This window comes from Streptomyces sp. CB02009, assembly GCF_001905825.1.
Taxonomy (GTDB): Bacteria; Actinomycetota; Actinomycetes; order Streptomycetales; family Streptomycetaceae; genus Streptomyces.
Genome location: NZ_LIVV01000012.1, coordinates 130,418 through 146,923, shown reverse-complemented (window position 1 = coordinate 146,923; position 16,506 = coordinate 130,418). Strand labels below are relative to the sequence as shown.

General features: G+C 66.4%; 20 protein-coding genes. 12 read left to right on the top strand and 8 right to left on the bottom strand.

Annotated elements, in window-relative coordinates; all coding sequences use genetic code 11:
* Positions 1–18 precede the first annotated feature (18 nt).
* The 8 genes from AMK27_RS36985 to AMK27_RS36955 all read left to right on the top strand — a co-directional run bounded on the left by AMK27_RS36985 (position 19) and on the right by AMK27_RS36955 (position 4,883).
* Entirely contained in the window at positions 19–456 is a 438-nt protein-coding gene (locus AMK27_RS36985) for a DUF7144 family membrane protein (protein ID WP_073918304.1), read from the top strand.
* 251 nt (positions 457–707) lie between these two features.
* A complete protein-coding gene (locus tag AMK27_RS36980; protein WP_143204917.1) occupies positions 708–1,136 on the top strand; it encodes a hypothetical protein in 429 nt (142 codons plus the stop codon).
* A gap of 124 nt (positions 1,137–1,260) precedes the next feature.
* On the top strand, positions 1,261–1,827 hold the full coding sequence (locus AMK27_RS36975; RefSeq protein WP_143204916.1) for a hypothetical protein: 567 nt from the start codon (positions 1,261–1,263) through the stop codon (positions 1,825–1,827).
* Between the two features lie 198 nt (positions 1,828–2,025).
* Entirely contained in the window at positions 2,026–2,301 is a 276-nt protein-coding gene (locus AMK27_RS36970; RefSeq protein ID WP_073918170.1) for a WhiB family transcriptional regulator, read from the top strand.
* A gap of 19 nt (positions 2,302–2,320) precedes the next feature.
* Entirely contained in the window at positions 2,321–2,467 is a 147-nt protein-coding gene (locus tag AMK27_RS42800) for a hypothetical protein (protein WP_158076951.1), read from the top strand.
* A 63-nt stretch (positions 2,468–2,530) separates the two neighbouring features.
* Entirely contained in the window at positions 2,531–3,121 is a 591-nt protein-coding gene (locus AMK27_RS36965; RefSeq protein WP_107425761.1) for an RNA polymerase sigma factor, read from the top strand.
* A complete protein-coding gene (locus tag AMK27_RS36960; RefSeq protein WP_143204915.1) occupies positions 3,118–4,053 on the top strand; it encodes a CU044_5270 family protein in 936 nt (311 codons plus the stop codon). The genes AMK27_RS36965 and AMK27_RS36960 overlap by 4 nt, the downstream gene beginning before the upstream one ends.
* Before the next feature lie 338 nt (positions 4,054–4,391).
* Positions 4,392–4,883: a gluconokinase gene (locus AMK27_RS36955; RefSeq protein WP_241847720.1), complete on the top strand. Its 492-nt coding sequence runs from the start codon at positions 4,392–4,394 to the stop codon at positions 4,881–4,883.
* 143 nt (positions 4,884–5,026) lie between these two features.
* Here AMK27_RS36955 and AMK27_RS36950 read toward each other — a convergent pair whose 3' ends face one another.
* The 4 genes from AMK27_RS36950 to AMK27_RS36930 all read right to left on the bottom strand — a co-directional run bounded on the left by AMK27_RS36950 (position 5,027) and on the right by AMK27_RS36930 (position 8,717).
* The gene (locus tag AMK27_RS36950; protein WP_073918161.1) at positions 5,027–5,893 is read right to left on the bottom strand and encodes a GNAT family N-acetyltransferase; all 867 of its coding nucleotides are present in this window, start codon (positions 5,891–5,893) and stop codon (positions 5,027–5,029) included.
* 114 nt (positions 5,894–6,007) lie between these two features.
* Positions 6,008–6,490, bottom strand: coding sequence for a hypothetical protein (locus tag AMK27_RS36945; protein ID WP_073918159.1), 483 nt, complete (start codon positions 6,488–6,490; stop codon positions 6,008–6,010).
* Positions 6,491–6,894: 404 nt separating this feature from the next.
* Positions 6,895–8,241: a chloride channel protein gene (locus AMK27_RS36935; protein ID WP_445194892.1), complete on the bottom strand. Its 1,347-nt coding sequence runs from the start codon at positions 8,239–8,241 to the stop codon at positions 6,895–6,897.
* Between the two features lie 248 nt (positions 8,242–8,489).
* A complete protein-coding gene (locus AMK27_RS36930; RefSeq protein WP_073918156.1) occupies positions 8,490–8,717 on the bottom strand; it encodes a DUF6204 family protein in 228 nt (75 codons plus the stop codon).
* Positions 8,718–8,936: 219 nt separating this feature from the next.
* On the opposite strand from AMK27_RS36930, the gene AMK27_RS36925 reads away from it, so the two are divergent.
* A complete protein-coding gene (locus AMK27_RS36925) occupies positions 8,937–9,689 on the top strand; it encodes an MFS transporter (RefSeq protein WP_073918153.1) in 753 nt (250 codons plus the stop codon).
* A 616-nt stretch (positions 9,690–10,305) separates the two neighbouring features.
* On the opposite strand, the gene AMK27_RS36920 is transcribed toward AMK27_RS36925, so the two are convergent.
* The 3 genes from AMK27_RS36920 to AMK27_RS43865 all read right to left on the bottom strand — a co-directional run bounded on the left by AMK27_RS36920 (position 10,306) and on the right by AMK27_RS43865 (position 11,588).
* Positions 10,306–10,992: a hypothetical protein gene (locus tag AMK27_RS36920; RefSeq protein ID WP_143204914.1), complete on the bottom strand. Its 687-nt coding sequence runs from the start codon at positions 10,990–10,992 to the stop codon at positions 10,306–10,308.
* Between the two features lie 26 nt (positions 10,993–11,018).
* A complete protein-coding gene (locus tag AMK27_RS43870) occupies positions 11,019–11,240 on the bottom strand; it encodes an RNA polymerase sigma factor (protein WP_274535760.1) in 222 nt (73 codons plus the stop codon).
* Between the two features lie 66 nt (positions 11,241–11,306).
* Positions 11,307–11,588, bottom strand: a complete 282-nt coding sequence (locus AMK27_RS43865; RefSeq protein WP_241847719.1) for an RNA polymerase sigma factor — start codon at positions 11,586–11,588, stop codon at positions 11,307–11,309.
* 332 nt (positions 11,589–11,920) lie between these two features.
* On the opposite strand from AMK27_RS43865, the gene AMK27_RS36910 reads away from it, so the two are divergent.
* The 3 genes from AMK27_RS36910 to AMK27_RS36900 all read left to right on the top strand — a co-directional run bounded on the left by AMK27_RS36910 (position 11,921) and on the right by AMK27_RS36900 (position 14,574).
* Positions 11,921–12,760 (top strand): SDR family oxidoreductase, encoded by an 840-nt coding sequence (locus AMK27_RS36910; protein WP_073918149.1) that lies wholly within the window; start codon positions 11,921–11,923, stop codon positions 12,758–12,760.
* Between the two features lie 494 nt (positions 12,761–13,254).
* Positions 13,255–13,953 carry a hypothetical protein gene (locus AMK27_RS36905; RefSeq protein WP_143204913.1) on the top strand — a complete coding sequence of 233 codons (699 nt, stop codon included), beginning with the start codon at positions 13,255–13,257 and terminating at the stop codon, positions 13,951–13,953.
* A 315-nt stretch (positions 13,954–14,268) separates the two neighbouring features.
* On the top strand, positions 14,269–14,574 hold the full coding sequence (locus AMK27_RS36900; RefSeq protein ID WP_073918145.1) for a hypothetical protein: 306 nt from the start codon (positions 14,269–14,271) through the stop codon (positions 14,572–14,574).
* A 678-nt stretch (positions 14,575–15,252) separates the two neighbouring features.
* On the opposite strand, the gene AMK27_RS36895 is transcribed toward AMK27_RS36900, so the two are convergent.
* Positions 15,253–16,476, bottom strand: a complete 1,224-nt coding sequence (locus AMK27_RS36895) for a saccharopine dehydrogenase family protein (protein WP_073918142.1) — start codon at positions 16,474–16,476, stop codon at positions 15,253–15,255.
* Positions 16,477–16,506: the final 30 nt, after the last annotated feature.

Genomic DNA, 16,506 nt, shown 5'->3' with positions numbered 1-16,506 from the left:
ACGACGGAAGGGGTGGCCATGGCCACCACACACAGCGCTCACAGATCGCAGAGCGCCGCCCGTGCGACCGACACGGGCCACCAGGCGTGGGCGAGCGGACTCACCGCCTTCGCGGCCGTCATGTTGGGTCTGGCCGGCCTCGTCAGTGTCTTCAGGGGCATCATGGCGATCGCCGAGGACGACGTCTTCGTGACGACACCGAACTACATCTTCAAGTTGGACCTCACGAGTTGGGGATGGATCCACTTGATCCTGGGTGCTGTCGCCATCGTCATCAGCATCGGCCTCTATAAAACCGCGCTGTGGGCACGCGTGGCAGGCGTGACCATCGCCACCCTCGTCATCCTGGCCAACTTCCTCTCCCTCCCCTACTACCCGGTGTGGTCCGTCCTGATGATCGCCATGTCGGGCTTCATCATCTGGGCCCTCTACTCCGTCGATGACGGCACGCGGTGATGCCCTTGGGCATGCGGCTGCGGAACTGAGGACGGCCCGGACGTGTTCGCGTCCGGGCCGTCCGTCCTCAGTTCCGCAGCCGCATGCCCGGACGCAGGTCCTGAGGGGCGGCTCCACGGGGGGCCGTCGCCGCACACCGGGCTCGCCCCCGTCTGAGTACGCGGTACTCACTCCAAGACCGACGAGGGCGCGTCTAATGTGACAGTCGCTCAAGAGAAAAGTCCTCTTAAGCAAGATCTGCGGAGTTTTGCATGCGTAAGTCTGTTGGCCTGATCGCCACGTCCCTCCTGGCCGTCTCCCTCGTGTGGGCGTCTCCCAGCCTCGCTGCCACGTCCGAGGCCTCGATGGCGACCACCACGAGGTGCAACTCTTCGTCTCCCGACGTGTACGGAGTCACGCTCATCACCTGTGTCGAGCAGCGCACCGGCGAGTACCGCATCCACACCTCCGCCTACCACACCGGTCAGCAGTCGGGCACGGTCCACGTGTACGCGGGGCAGTACGCGAACAACTCTGCGAACAAGGTCTGCCCGGAGGCCTACCTCGCTCCTTACGATTCCTACGACTGCTGGGGATCCTGGAAGTCCAGCGCCGGAGTCGGCTTCGTCAACTCCCGGCTGAACGCGATCGTCGGGTCGACCTGGAAGTCGACGTACGACGAGGCCGTCTTCCTCGACTAGCCCGGCCACGGCCAGTGTGCGGCAGACCTCTCCCGCACACTGGCCGCCCTGATCACCACCGAGCCCTCGTCGGCCTTGATCCGGCCCTCCTTGAGAGCAGCGCTACGTGTCGGACTTTCCGTTCGTGTATCTCAACCACGGTCCGCTCGACCCCGATACCTTCGACAAGGCGGACGGGGCGTGGATCGCGTTCCAGCAGCCGGTCACCGAGGCCGACCTCGCGTTTACCGCCCGTTTCTGCCCCGAGCCGATTCACGGCTTCTTCCACGGCGACGACGAGCTGTTCTCCTGCGAGTCCCCCGGTGACGTCTACGATTCCATCGTCGCGCACAGCTGGGGCGCCGGTGAGTTCCCTGTCACCGAGGAGGCTGCCGCAGCGTTCAGTGCCTCGGTGGAGCAGTGGGTACGCGAGATCCACCAGCACACGCCGATCGCCTTCTTCATGGGTCCTGGAGCAACGCTGGGCGAAGACCCCTGGGAGACCTGGAGCCGGCAGCGGGTCGGCACCGTGGTGATGCCCTGGCTCCAGCAGTACCTCGCCGCTCATCCTGATCTGCCGCAGGACGATGCCGACGACGACCTGGACTGGGACAAGCCCGTCGTGCCCATGAACCGCGGATGGCTCCGCTGCCCTCTTCACGAGTTCGACGTCGACGACGTCGCGGGACTGCCGGTGGACGCCCGGCCCTGATGACTCCGGCCTCCCGGCTCACCCTGTCCTGACTCCCGCCGGGGATGGCGCCCCTCTGGTGGACGACGCCCTCGTGCCACCCCGCGTCCGTTCCTCCTCGGGCCCGGTCGCAAGAAGATGAGCAGTGCATACTCACAGGGTCCGCCCAGCCAAACTGGACGATGGGATCGTAACGGACACCCTCAAGGAGGGACTGCGATGCGATCTCCCCTGGTAACGGGAACCGCCGATACGTGGAAGGAGCAGGGCGCCTGCACGGCGAGGGGCGTGGATCCCGAGATATTCTTCGCCCCGGCGGTCGCCCGCAAGAACTGGGATCTCGAAGCCAAGCGACTGTGCGACACCTGTCCCGTGAAGGCCCGCTGCCTGCTCGACGCGCTGGAGACCAGCGAAAAGTTCGGGGTGTGGGGCGGACTGAACGGGAAGGAGCGTCTGCGCCACCGGACGCAGAGCGCCGAACCAGGCAGGCTTTGAGGCCGGAGATCGTCCGCCTGTGAAGCACTTCGTCGTGCTCCGGGCGTCCCTCGACGCGCGTACCGATGTCGACATCGGCCCGTCGCAAGAACCGCAGGCACTGCTCAGCGCCGCGAACCCGCGTGGGTTCGCGGCGTTTCCGGGCTTTGACGCGATCACACCGTGAACTCGATCAACGGGTTCGGGCAACAACGGGATGACAGGTCGGTACGGATCAGTTGGAGTCCATGTGACGGGGCCACCATCACCCGATGCTGCTGCCATCGGCGAATCGCTGCAGCACCCAGAAGCGTTCGCGCACCTCTACGACCGGTACGCGGCGGATGTGCATCGCTACGTCACCCGGCGCTTGGGAGCCCAGGCGGCCGACGACGTGACGTCGGAGACCTTCCTGGTCGCCTTCCGCACCCGTGATCGCTTCGACAGCACGGCGGTCAGCGCCCGCCCGTGGTTCTACGGAATCACGGCGAAGCTGATCAGCCGGCAGCGACGTTCGGAAGTGCGGATGCTCAGGGCCTACGCGCGCACGGGCTTTGATCCGGTGGCGGAGTCCTGGGCAGACCACGCGGACAGCCGAGTCGTCGCACAGGGAATGCAGCGAGAGCTGTCCGGTGCGCTGGCCAGGCTGTCGACAGGTGACCGCCATGTACTCCTGCTGGTGGCCTGGGCCGAGTTCAGCTACCAGGAGGTCGCCGATGCCCTGGGCATCCCCCTGGGGACGGTGAGGTCACGGTTGAACCGCGCCCGTCGCAAGATCCGTACGGCGCTCGGCGCCGATCCCGCCCTCGCAGTCGATGCCTCGGAGGTAGCTGGAGAATGAACGAGATGAAGCAATTGCGGGCCCTGCGTTCCCATGCCCCGCAACCGGACCCCCACCGCCTCGCCGCCGGCCGCCAGGAACTGCTGCGGACCACGCGCGGTCGGGCGACGGCACGCCGGTGGCCCGCCAGATGGCAGCTGACCGCTGCGGCCTCGGCTGCTGCGATCACCGCCGTCACCCTCGTGGGAGGCCAGCTGCGGAGCAGCGGCGATCCCGAGTTCGTCCCCGTGGCGCGCCCTGCCTATACCAGCCAGCTCGGCGGTGCGAAGCAGGTCCTGAACCAGGCGGCGGATGCGATCGCCAGGGGTGCCGCACCCCGGGTCGAGCAGGACGACTGGGTCTACGTCAGGGGGACCGCGGCCAACGCGACCGACCAGGAGCAGCCCGGGCTGCGGCAGCGCGAATCGTGGACCCGCTTCGCCGATCCCTCCCTGGAGAAGGGCCGGGCCGGCGACGATCACTCGCCCCGCGAGACGTACGACTTCCTCGCCGCTCTGCCCCGTGACCCGAACGAGGCGAAGAGGAAGGCCCGTGCGTTCCTCCCCGGAGACGGCTCCGAGAGCACTACCCAGCACGACTTCCGAGTACTGCAGATTCTGGTACGTGCCTACCCGGCACCGCCGCAGGGCTTGGCCACCGTCTACCGCGCCCTCGCCACCGTTCCGGGCGTCGAGGCGGCACGGGCCGTCGACGTCCTCAAGCGCGACGCCATCGCCGTCTATCTGCCCGGCAGCGAGCAGGCGGGCTCCCTCCGCGAGGAGGTTCTCCTCGATCCGCAGACCTATCTCTACAGCGGTTCTCGCTGGATCGCGCAGAAGGACAATCAGGACCCGGACGCCTCCGCCGGCGACCGGTGGAGGAAGGGGGACGTCATCATCGACGAATCCCGCGGTGCCGTCTCCCTCGTGGACGAAGAGAACGAGCGCCCGTAGCACCCGGCGGTCTGCGGGAGGCTGACGTCGAATGCGGGCCGCAGCAATACCTGCGCCGGACCACGGGTGCGTGGGGGCAGGACCGGCTGGGGCCCGCCTTCCCCGAGATGCGTCGTGCGGGCGACGGAGGCCAGATTGGAGGTGCCGCCCCGCCGTGCGGCTTCTGGGCAGACAGACAGGGGAGCAGTACGCCATGACGACCCACCCTCCAGCCGGAAGAGTGCTCGCTGCCCGTGCGCGCACGGGCAGCGAGCCGATGCACGGCCGCCCGGCCAGCACTTCGCTGAGTCGGGCACACTGCCATGACTCGTGAGGAGACGACTGACGGACGGCCGCGCATGGTGCTCGTCGTCGGCGTCGCCGGGTCGGGCAAGTCGACGGTGGGTCGGCTTCTCGCCGAGCGGCTCGGCTGGGTGTACAAGGACGCGGACGAGTTCCACTCGGACGCCGACCGCGCCAAGATGGCTGCTGGCCACCCTCTCACGGATCGCGACCGGGGGCCCTGGCTCACGGCGGTCGGCCGGTGGATGGGTCAGATGCGCGCCGACGGGAGAGGTGCCGTCGTCACCTGTTCGGCGCTCAAGCGCGACTACCGGGACGCCTTGCGGGCCGGGCACCGCGAGATCCAGCTGGTGTACCTCCGCGGGACGCGAGAGCTGTTGCATTCCCGGTTGGCCGCGCGGGCCGGGCATTTCTTTCCGGCGGATCTGTTGGACAGCCAGCTCGAGGACCTCCAGGAGCCGGGGCCTGACGAGCACGCGTGGGTCGTGGAGATCGACCGGTCACCGGAGTCCATCGTCGCGACAGTGCTGTCGCGCATGTCCTTCTGAGCACCACTCTCCCATTACCGCCGCAACCTGTCAGCGACTTCACGCCCCCAGCACCTGCGCTCAGCAGCGGAGGCTGGCCGAAGAAGCCCATGTCCGGCATCTGATGGCGCCATCCAGCGAGGTGTCTGCCCATGCATCTAGTTTTACCGCTGCTCATATCGCGCACGTCGGGCGATGACGGAAAATCCTAGCCCTTGAAAGAGAGCCGCGGACGCGGGATTGTTGACGTTGATGTCGAGGAAGACTTCAGTGCTGCCGCTCACCCGCATGCGTTCAAGAGCAGCGATTGCAAGACCTCGCCCGAGGCCGCGCTGCCTCCACTCTGGCACGGTGCCGACCTGCACTAGAAATTCTTGCGCACATGTCACAAAGCCGATCGGAATACCGTTGCCTGTTTTCGCTACTAGCGAGCACTGAGGCAAGAACGTTTCATCGACCAGCCAGTCAACCCACTGCGCTTGCGACCATCCCGGAAATCCGGGACGGTCCTCAAAAGAGGCTCGGTAGGCATCGTAGAAAGCTCCCTGGTTGCTTTCTTTCCACTCCTCGACCTCAACATCTCGAAGCAGTGGAACCTGCGGAAGAGGATCTGTGAGGTCACATCGATAGATATCTTCGGCGAATACCCGATCGAAGCCTCGGGATCGAAAAATCTCATGGGCCTCCTGCGTCAACGACTCAGTCTCCACTTGAAGACGCTCTGATCGCTCCTTCGCCACATCGAGAAGCCGGTCGAAGAGTTCCGAACCCAATCCGCGACCTCGATGGGCCGGATCCACAAGGCCAACCACCACAGAAGATCCAGTCAAAGGACGAACCGCTCCACAGGCGAGCAAGTGGCCACCCTTAAAGGCGCCGACAGCCTTCACCGTGGAACCCGCATACCGACGCTCCAGGAAGGCTCGCGATGCCGTTGCACGAAGGCCGCTGTCACGTCTCATGCACCTTTGAGCCAGATCAGCGATATCGGCGATATTTTCGCCGGAAAGCGAAACCCACTCAACCTTCACAGTCAACTCCTCTTCGCGGATGACGCAATCGTACCGGCGAAGGCAAGCGGTTATCAGGATCAAGCTTCGATGAGATGCATACACGTCGAACAGGTTCTGATGCGGGGCTCACCTTCAGGATTCACCTCGAAGGACCCTCGCGCACGCAGCCTCCGCCTGGTCGAGCTTCGGTCGAAACTCCTCCATACCCTCGTGGACCACCAGGTTTCTGTAGTAAGAAACGGATTCGCCGTAGAGACGCAGCAGGGTGGGCCGGTCGGAGATGAGGTCCTCGTCGTATCGGACCGGTGGCTGAGATCCGATGATCTTCCTGATCGGAAGCAGTTCCGCTATTCGACGATCAGCGGCGGCGCACTCCGACGAGCTGGGTGGATCCCCCATCTCTTTGAGGGTCCGCAGGTGCGCCGGGTCAAGAAACGGGCCGATGATTTCCACATGACGGCGCCAGACACCCGCCGCACCGACACCGCCAGATGCCCCGTCACCTGCGCCTTCGACAGAGAAGGACCTGAGTACTCCACGGATGAGGAACTCAGAGAAACTGTTCGCGAAGAGGTGACTTTCCGGCTCGTCGTGAATGTACAGGACGACCGGCACATCCGGTCCGTCTTACCATCGCGGATACCAGCAATAGATGTCACCATGGCCCGTGCCGGCGAACGGGTGGAGACCCGGGCTCAGCTGGCCGTCCCCGGCAAAACTCTTCACATCATCAGGCGAGTACTCCCACTCGATTCCGTCCCACCACAGCACTTCAGCCTGTCGCGTCTCATACAGACGAGTGCGCTCCGCATCCGAGAGGGAATGGTAGGGAACGCCCCAGTAGTCGAATCGACCCGATAGGTACAGCTCTTCGAAAGCGGTCGGTATCACCAGGAACAATTCGACTCCTCTTGCTCGTACCTGATCGAGTCTCGGGCGAGTTCCTCAACGGTCCGGCTCGGCCACTGGGCCGGATCGGGCCGCCGGCACCGCCTCTGCGAGGCCGGTCCCGCCCGTCGTCAGGCCGCTGCCGGCTGAAGCCTCGGCGAGCCCTGCTCCTTCCGCGGCGCAAGCCACAGGGTTACCACATAAGCGACCACCACCGCCGGGATCACCAGGGGCGTCACGGTGATGCCCTCGCTCCCGAGGAGGAGGGTGGCGAGCAGAACGCACGTCATCGGCAGCCTCAGCATCGCCACGCTCAAGGCCCCCACGCCCATGGCGAACCCCGTCGTGGTGTCCACTCCCGGAAGATGGGCCAGCGCGATGCCGCCCGCACCACCGATGAACACGGCGGGAAAGACCGGGCCGCCCCGGAACGCACTGAGCGACAGGCAGTACGCCAGCGACTTGCACACGACGAGCAGCACGAGGACGCCGACCGAGTAGGACGCGTGTTCAGCCAGCAGGGGGCCGACCGTCGACTCACCGGAGTACAGCACGTCGGAGATCGGCTTGTCGGTGGCCGCGGCGAACACCAGGGCGCACACACCGATGAGCGCCCCGGCCAGAGTGGTGAGGATCAGCCTCCGGCGTTCCACCACCCCTTGCAGGCGGAGCGACGCACGGCGGATTCCCTCCCCCAGGAACGCCGCCACCACGCCGACCAGCAGGGCCCAGCCGAACGCGGCGACAGTCGGCCGGTCGGCCTGCGGCACGTGCTGCAGGCTCATGGAGAAGGTGCCGAGACCCGTCCAGCTGCCGAGCCCCGTGAACATCAGCGAGCCGACACCCGCGGCGAGCAGACCGGGCACCAGCACCACCCCGAGCATCGCGCCGCCCAGCCCGGTGGCCTCCATGAGCAGGAACGCGCCGAGCAGCGGCGACCCGAACAGCGCGCTGATGGCTGCGAAGCTGCCGGCCGCACCGAGAAGGTCTCCCGCCGAAGCGGGAGCGTCCTTCTTCAAGAGCTTGATCAATCCGACCGCCAGTCCTCCTCCGATGGCGATCAAGGGAGCCTCAGGACCCAGCACGATGCCCAGGCTCAACGAGGCGATGGCCGCAAGCGTGACACCGGGCACCGCGCTCACGGACGCCCCGCCCGAAGCCTTCAGCCCCTCGGCCGGCTTGTGGCCGCCGCCGCCCGGCAGGTAGCGAATACTCAGGGCTACCAGCACGCCCGACACAGACAGGAGGGGGACGGCCCACCAGTCGGGCGTCTCCTCGAATCCGAGTCCCTTCGGCAGGTCGTGGTAGACGAGCTCCTGAAGTTCGTGTACCAGGGCGAGGAACCCGAAGGCCACTGCGGAGATGGGCACTCCGAGCAGCGCCGCGAGGAGCAGGATGAACAGGTAGCCCCGTGTCCGGACCATCGCGAGCGGATTTTCCCGTGCGGGATCGGGTTCTGCGGGCGGTCCGGCCGACACGTGCATCATCTCCTCACGTCGGGGACGCGATCGGAGGACCGTGTCCCTGTTCCTGTGTCAGGTGATAGCACCTCCCGGCCCGCGACCCGTGCTACTGCACGCACCTGATCGCCATGCCTGCCCCATACTCATCCGCACGGCCCACTGTCGTGTGCGCACACCGCCGGGGCATGCGTGGCGACTCCTGGCTCGGAGTCCCTGCGACGTCAGGCATGCTCGGACGAGGCGTCAACGTACGGCGTCGTTGCTCATCTCTTGGCGGCCCCGACGATGTCCTCCTCTTCCTTTCCCGTCGCCAGGAACTGGAAGGTGAACGCGGCGCGTGCCGCGATGTCGTAGGAGAGGTGACCGTCCTCCGTGAAAGAGGCGTACAAGGGATCGTGCTGACCGGCGCATTCGAGCAGGCGATCCCTCTGCGGCTGGGTCAGCCGGTCGAAGGAGCCGCGTACGGCGATCCGGAACGTGCGCTCAGTCATGGTGTCCTCCTGCTTCCTGTTCTGCCTGGTCGATCTGTTCCTCGAGCCATTCGCGATAGACGGCGTTCACCCGGAGCCCCAGCTCGATCGTCGCGAGGAAGTACTGCGGAGGGGGGTGCGGCCTGTACCTGCTCGCGGAGCACTTCGAGCGTCCTGATCTGCTCCTCCACATAGGCGAGATCACGGCAGCCTGCGGCCTGCCGGTCCTCGGGGGTGAGCATGCCCGCGAAGAAGAGCCTCACCGCGTTTTCGCCCGCGACGGTGACGCTGTTCGTCTACACCCGACTCTCCGACCGGTATGGAAGGCGTCTGCTCCTCGTCGTCGGCATGCTGATCTTCCTGGCCGGATCGGCTGCCTGCGCGGGAGCCCAGTCGATGGGCCAGCTGATCGCCTTCCGTGCCGTCCAGGGTTTGAGGGCAGGTGCGCTGGAGGGACTGTCGTTCCTTATGGTGTCCGACTTGCACACGGGTCAATGCAGATCTTCGGCGCAGGGAGCGCTGGCCGGCCTCATGGCGCTGAGTTTCCTCGGCGGTCCGCTGGTGGGAGGGTTCCTGACCGACACGGTCGGCCGGAGATCGACGCTCCTGGTCAACCTGCTTATCGGAATCGCGGCGCTGTGTGTAATCCTCCGCGTGCTGCCGGCGAAGCTGGGCCGCAACGAGTCCCGCCGGATCCCACTAGATCTGCTCGGCATCTCGGTCCTGGTCCTGGCCGTCGGGCCCATCCTCCAGGGACTGGACTCCTCCACCCGGTCCGAGGACTGGGCGTCGCTCGGCAGCCTGGGAGCCCTCGGCCTGGGATGCGGGCTGCTCTTCGTCTTCGTCCGGGCCGAGAGCTGGCACCCGCACCGCTCGTACCGCCCGGACTGCTGTTCAGCCGCCACGTCGCAGCCCTGCTCGCATCCGGTACCGCTTCGACCTTCGCGCTGTTCTCCTGCATCCTGCTGCTGCCGCCGTACTTCCAGCACCTGAAGGGAGTGGACGCCACCCACTCAGGTCTCCTCATCTATCCCCTTCTCGTGGGGCTTTACCTCTCCGTCAATGGAGGAGCCGCCTTCATCGCGCGGCAGGAAGGGCGGACAGGGCGGGAGACTCCGGACGGCCGTGCTGGCCGGATACGGCCTGGTGGCTCGGGGCGCTCTCGGCTTCTCGCAGTTCGCCCCCGGCACTCCGGACTGGCAGGCGGCCCTGTACATGGCCCTCATCGGTGTGGGGAGCGGCCCCACGTTCTCCGCTCTGCAGATAACCGTGCAGAGCGCCGTCGCACCGCGCGACATGGGAGCCGCGGTGGGGACACTGCTGCTCGGACGTCAGGTCGGCGGTCCGTCGCCCTGGCTCTGGCTTCGTCGATCTACACCGCGCAACTCGCCTCCACCGGCAGTTCCGCTGCCGCCACGGGCCGGGCCATCTGGGTGGTGGCCGGCGTCGGCGCCGTTCTCGCAGCGGGCGCGCTGATGACGCTTCCCTCCCTCGGACGACGCAGCCTCCTTCGCCCGAGCGACCGGGAGGAACCCGTCTGAACCGGCTCCCCCAGGTCGACCGAGCCAAGTCCCCCGCCGTCGCCGTGGCCGAGCATCGCCCAGAACCATCAACGGCGGTCAGGAACCAGCTCTCCTTCCGTGGTGGCCCGGCGGACGGGGAGCTCGCTCTCGGAGAAGGCCGTGTGGCGACACTCAGGGGCTGCGCCCGTACGCAGACCGAAAGTGAGGTCGTCGATCTGGGCCGGATCCACCGAGCTGGGCGAAAGAACGATCTCCAGATGAGTTCCGGCAGGGAACCTGTCGGGGCGGACGGTGGCCGTGAAGGCGCCGTCGCGGTGGTGGAGATCGATGGCCTTGAGCGTGGCGTGGCCGAGGTCGGGATCCTCTCCCTGGTCCGGTCGGCAGGTCGGATCGTCCTGGTAGACACGGGCGTTCACGCCCATCTCCCGAAGGTCCTGCTGGAGCCGGGCAGGGTTCGGCCGTGCGGCGTCGGCGTCACGAATGGTGACGCTCACGACTCCGCGCCGGTCACGCTTCAGCGTGTAGGCGACCGTGGCGATGCGATCGAGCGAGTCGGCGGTCGGGGGCTCCGCCCCGTCCGCTCCGGCCACCGGCGACCCGGCGCCCCCGATCGGGTTCAGGACGAGGACGACAGCGGCGACCGAGGCGGCGAGGCCGGTGGCCAGAGCGACCGGGACCCAGCGCCTGTGTCGAACCGTCGCAGTGCGGGCGGTCGCCTCCGCGGCACTCGCGGCCAGAGCACGCTGCTCGACATGGTCCTTCAACTCGTTCATCAAGCGCTCCTCGAAGCGTTCGGGGTTCATGAGACCTCCCATACGGATGGGGACGGAGCGGAGCGTGGCCCCGCCGTCTTGGCGAGTCGGCCCTGCATGGCTCGGCGGGCACGATGCAGCCGCACCCGGGCCGCCACGGTGCTAATGCGCAGAGCGGCGGCCGCTTCGGTGACGGTCAATCCGTCGACGGCAACCATCTCCAGTACGGCCCGCTGGCTGGACGGCAGCGCGCTCATGCCCTGAAGCAGGTCACGGCCGACCTTCTCGGCATCAAGGCGCTCCTCCAGCCGGGCGATGTCATCGCTCTCCAGGAGTCAGTGACCACAGATCCGGCTCTCCGCCGACCAGAGACGTGCCGCGCGCCGGTCCTCGGCCGCAGCGACGTTGCGGGCGATGCCGTGCAACCACGCGCGAGGGCTGCCCAGCTCCTCGCGGTATCCGGAAGCCGCTGAGATCGCCGCCAGGAACACGTCGGCCACCAGATCCGCGGCGTCGAAGGAATCTCGGCAGCGCCGAGCGGCGTACCGCAGCATCGCCTGCACGTGCTCCCGGTAGAACGCCTCGAACGCCTCCGGATCCTCACTGATCCGTGCCACCTGATATCCGCCTGGCGGATGGCTCACATCGATCCCCTCTGCGCCGTCCCTTCACTGTCTCTTGTCGACTTGCGGCCAACGCGTTACATGCGACCTCGGAGGAGTCCTGTGGCTCCCGGTACTTCTCGCCGTTCAGCCGTCCTGCGGCTTCGCGGACGAGACCAGGGGCGACGGTCGCAGTCGTCTGGTCCGTCCGGACGAAGATCCCGCCTCGAACGGCCCAAGGCCGATCACGTGAGCAGGCCAACCGTGTCGCCGGATGGTTGCGTGGCCGTCTCCGAGCGCGCCAGCGCCGAGTCCGCGCAAGCCGCCCGACCAGGAAGCAGGACCGCATGAACTCGACCGAGGGAGCGCCGCCGGAAGTGATCCCGGCACGGCTGCTGCACGGCCAGAAGGCTCTGGTGACCGGCGCCAATTCGGGTATCGGCAGGGCCACGGCCATTGGTCTCGCGCGCGCCGGCGCCGACGTGGTCGTGAACTACGTGGCGGACCGTACGGCCGCCCAGGAGGTGGTGGACGAGATCGCCTCCCTCGGCGTCCGTGCCGCCGCGTACGAAGCCGACGTGTCCCAGGAGGACCAGGTCGTCGCCATGATGGACCGGATGGTCCAGGAGTTCGGGACGATCGACATCCTGGTCGCCAACGCCGGACTGCAACGCGATGCCGGACTGACCGAGATGACCCTCGACCAGTGGCAGAAGGTGCTGGACGTCAATCTCACCGGCCAGTTCCTGTGTGCCCGTGAGGCGACCAAGGAGTTCCGGCGCCGGGGGGTCGTCCCCGAGGTCTCCCGGTCCGCGGGGAAGATCATCTGCATGAGTTCGGTGCACCAGCTCATTCCCTGGGCCGGGCACGTCAACTACGCCGCCTCGAAGGGCGGTGTCCTCATGATGATGCAGACCCTCGCCCAGGAACTGGCGCCGGAGGGGATCCGGGTGAACGCAGTCGCCCCCGGCGCGATCAGGACGCCCATCAACCGCGCGGCCTGGGAGACGCCGGAGGCGACCGAGGAACTGCTGCAACTCATCCCGTACGACCGGGTCGGCGAGCCCGAGGACATCGCGCGCGTCGTGGTCGCCCTCGCCTCCGACCTCATGGACTACGTGGTGGGCACGACGTTGTACGTCGACGGCGGAATGACCCTCTTCCCCGGCTTCGCCACCGGCGGGTAGACCCAGGTCATCACGGGGCCGAAAGCACCCGCTCCCTGTCGGGGCCTCCTCAACCCTGGTCGTATCTGGTACAGGTGAGTCCTCCGGCATCCCACCCGAGGCCGCTTGCGTCTGAACAGGGGCGTGCATGACTCCTGGCAACGCGGCAGATACGGCCGCGAGGCCGATCTCTGGCATATGAAATTGTCATCACTACACGTACGAAAACCGGCACGAGCACGCCTGCAGTTGCTGCCCAAAGGGTCGGCATGAGCGCGAAACGCATACCAGGGAACATGTGCCACAGCCTCGCCGCAGAACCTTCACAGAATGACCCGCACGTGCAGACGAGCACAAAATCCTCCCTATTCCCCCAGGAAGAAGACCATGCGCTGCACTTCCGCTCTACATTTCCGAACTGATCGCTGAGTAGTGAATACTCCTACCGACCGAAAGCGTCACCCATAGGGTTCGACAGGAAGAGAACCGGCGACTCGGATATGGGAGTAAACTTCGTGCAACCGCATATCAAGGCAATCGTCCCGTCGCTCTTCATGGCAGGTGCCCTGACCTTCACCGTCACCGCGTGCGGGACCACTGCGATTCCGTCGCAGAGTACGCCGTCTGCCACCGGCTCGAACGACAGGAACTCCGGCACACCCGAAGGCGGTCGGGAGGAGGAGCGAGTGCGCACCCGCTTGCCCCTTCCCGGGAACGCGACTGCGCTGGACGCCGAGACGAAGGGCAGCCATGCTTTGGCGTTGACCTTCGCTCCCCGAGGCTCGGCGTACGACGCCCTGGAGAGCTACCAGGACCGGTTGGCGGTGGCTGGCTACGAGATGAACTCGGCAGGCTGGACCACGCGTGGGCAGCAGAGGATGGCGATCGGTCTGGGGGACGAAGGAGACCTGCACGTCTCCCTGTACTACCTCGATGCCGCTCCCTTGCTGCCCCCGACGCGCCAGCTCCGTGATATTCGCAGCGAGCGGGAGGACGCGCTCACTCTCATCTATGACCGGGCTTCGAATGAGACGGGCTCCCCTGCAACAGCGAAGGCCTACAAGAACGCTCTCGCCAGCGGCGGTTGGGACGTCGATGCCAGCACGAAGGCCACTGCCACCAAACGGGGGCAGACTATCGGCTGGGACATCAGTGACGCCGAGGTCCTGAAGGTCACGGTCTCTACGCCCAGTTCGGTCTCCGGCAGTCTGTGACCGGAAGGCCCCAGATCCCCTGACTCACGCGCCGAGAGCCGTCCAGGACCGTTGCCGCCGCCGGGATTTGGACCATCGACGTGCAGCAACTCCCTCTAAACCAAGTCTAGTTGGAGCGACAGGCCAACGAGCTGACTATCTGTCGAAGAGTAGTGATTACTATTGCTTGCACGATGCCGGGGCCAGAGACTGCTTCACCCCCACATGGCGGCGCCCATGATCCCCGGGAAGACCGAGCATGCACGTCTTTCCAGGGATCCATGGTGAGCCGAACGCAAAGAGAGACGCTATGAAGTCGGCGATGAGGAAACAGCAATGGCGCTGGGAGCGGCGTTCCTTGCCGCCGGTTCCATCCTGGTGACGGCGGGCGGTGCCTCCGCGTACACCACACCGAGCGGCGTCCTCACCTGCACGGAAGGTTCGTACAACACCAGCAACGGGGCCTACGGCTACTACTTCGGTGGCGCGACGTGCCATGTCAACAATGGGTACATCGGGAGGAAGTGGCGAGTCGCCGTCTCATGTACTGCGGGATTCACCTACCGAAGTGAGTACGTGGTGACGTACTACCCGAATCAGCAGTCTCTTACGGCGCCGAACTACGGCAACGGATGCTACTGAGGCGCATCGGACATCTTGGTCGAGGAAGCCAAGGGCTTCTAGCCAATGGAAACGGCGCACACAGACCATGGGGGTACCCTGAGTACTGCTCAGGGTGCCCCCAGTCGTTCCTAGGTTCCGCTGCCGAGGCGGATGGCGACTGCGGATGATGCGCGGGATTCCTCTCACCGGACGCATGCGTCCTTTCGGAGCCTGCGGTCACCTGTGTGCACGTTCCGTCGCAGCAAGTATCCCGGCGAGTTCGAACGCGTCGTCCTCGTGATCACGCCATGTCCCCGGGTATCGGGCACCTCGCTCGCCGCCGGCGACGAACCTGTCCGAGAATCCTGCTCCAAATTCGGGCTCGGCGTCGGACGGGACACACGTACAGGGTCCGACGCCTTCTTCCGATGCACGTTCCCGACGCACGCGAGCGTAGGCGACGACAGCGGCGAAGGGATCAAGGTACATACACGTCAACCGTTCAGGTGATGATCTGATAGAGCCCCCGCACAGCCTCAGGGACGACGGTACGTGGCTCCGAGCCCCGCGACCAGCCCTTGAATTACTCATTCTGTCGGGCGTTGCGTCGGATCCGAGAATGGGGCCTCGCTGATGCAGCGATAAGCGGAATACAGCTGGAAAGGCCACATCGCCCGGCTCCTCCGCCGTACGCCGGAGGAACTGCACCCGCCTCCGTCACTCCTGCTCGCGCTGGCCCCACGGCGAGCCGTAGGCCGTGAGCAGGTCGAGGAAGGGGCGCGGCGGCAGGGCTTCCGGGCCCAGCAGCCCCTTGCCCGACCAGGCGCCGTTGGCGAGGAGCTCGAGAGCGACGACCGGGTTGACGGCGGTCTGCCAGACGACGGCCTGGGAACCGTACTCGCGCATGGACCACTGGTTGTCCACCACGTGGTAGAGGTACACCTCGCGCGGTGCGCCGTTCTTGACGCCCTTGACCCAGGTGCCGGCACAGGTCTTGCCGGTCATCCGCTCACCGAGCGTCGCGGGGTCCGGCAGGCAGGCGGCGACCACGTCCCTCGGGGAGACCCGTACGGGACCGTCCTCGCCCTGCACGGTCACTTTCGCCGTGGAGTCCAGTCCCAGGGCGTGCAGGGTCTTCAGCTTGGCGATGAAGTCGTCACCCAGGCCGTACTTGAAGGTGACCCGGCGCGCGTCCACCCAGCGGGGGATGAGGAGGACCTCCTCGTGTTCCACGTTGACGCACTCCACCGGGCCGATCCCCTCGGGGAAGTCGAACACCTCCGGCTCGCTGAAGGGAGCGGTGGTGAACCAGCCCCGGTCCTGCTCGTAGACCACCGGCGGGTTGAGGCATTCCTCAATGGTCGTCCAGATGTTGAAGGAGGGCGCGAACTCGTAGCCCTCCACGGTCAGGTTCGCACCGTCACGTACGCCGATCTCCTCGATCTCGTCGAAGAGCTCGTCCGCCGCGTAACGTGCGAAGACATCGGACAGGCCGGGTTCCACGCCCATCCCGACCAGGGCCAGGCGCCCGGAGTCCGCCCACAGGTCGGCCAGCTCGAACTGGCCGTCGCCGAGCTTGACACCGCATTCCCGGTACGGCTGCTCGGCGTGTGGTGCCGACAGCGACATCGCCATGTCTATGTAGTGCGCCCCGGCCGCCAGCGCCGCCCGGAACAGGTACATCACGAAGCGCGGATCGGTCGCGTTCAGCAGCACGTCACAGCGTTCCTCGACGAGCACCCGTCGGACGGCCTCCTCGTCCGAGGCGTCCAGGCGGCGTGCGCTGAACCGGTCACCCGCCTCGGGAAGTGCGGCGACCGTGGCCTCCGCCCTCGACAGGTCGTAGTCGGAGACGACCATGTGGGTCAGGAAGTCGCGACGGGCCGCGATGCGAGTGACGGCGGTCCCCACGCCGCCCGCACCCACGAGAAGGACTCGCATGTCAGACACCTTTCGTCCGGGAAGCGGAGT

Coding starts and splice junctions, on each gene's coding strand:
- AMK27_RS36985 (WP_073918304.1), top strand. CDS start 19: ATGGCCACCACACACAGCGCTCACAGATCGCAGAGCGCCGCCCGTGCG.
- AMK27_RS36980 (WP_143204917.1), top strand. CDS start 708: ATGCGTAAGTCTGTTGGCCTGATCGCCACGTCCCTCCTGGCCGTCTCC.
- AMK27_RS36970 (WP_073918170.1), top strand. CDS start 2,026: ATGCGATCTCCCCTGGTAACGGGAACCGCCGATACGTGGAAGGAGCAG.
- AMK27_RS36960 (WP_143204915.1), top strand. CDS start 3,118: ATGAACGAGATGAAGCAATTGCGGGCCCTGCGTTCCCATGCCCCGCAA.
- AMK27_RS36955 (WP_241847720.1), top strand. CDS start 4,392: ATGGTGCTCGTCGTCGGCGTCGCCGGGTCGGGCAAGTCGACGGTGGGT.
- AMK27_RS36930 (WP_073918156.1), bottom strand. CDS start 8,717: ATGACTGAGCGCACGTTCCGGATCGCCGTACGCGGCTCCTTCGACCGG.
- AMK27_RS36925 (WP_073918153.1), top strand. CDS start 8,937: ATGCCCGCGAAGAAGAGCCTCACCGCGTTTTCGCCCGCGACGGTGACG.
- AMK27_RS36920 (WP_143204914.1), bottom strand. CDS start 10,992: ATGAACGAGTTGAAGGACCATGTCGAGCAGCGTGCTCTGGCCGCGAGT.
- AMK27_RS36910 (WP_073918149.1), top strand. CDS start 11,921: ATGAACTCGACCGAGGGAGCGCCGCCGGAAGTGATCCCGGCACGGCTG.
- AMK27_RS36900 (WP_073918145.1), top strand. CDS start 14,269: ATGGCGCTGGGAGCGGCGTTCCTTGCCGCCGGTTCCATCCTGGTGACG.
- AMK27_RS36895 (WP_073918142.1), bottom strand. CDS start 16,476: ATGCGAGTCCTTCTCGTGGGTGCGGGCGGCGTGGGGACCGCCGTCACT.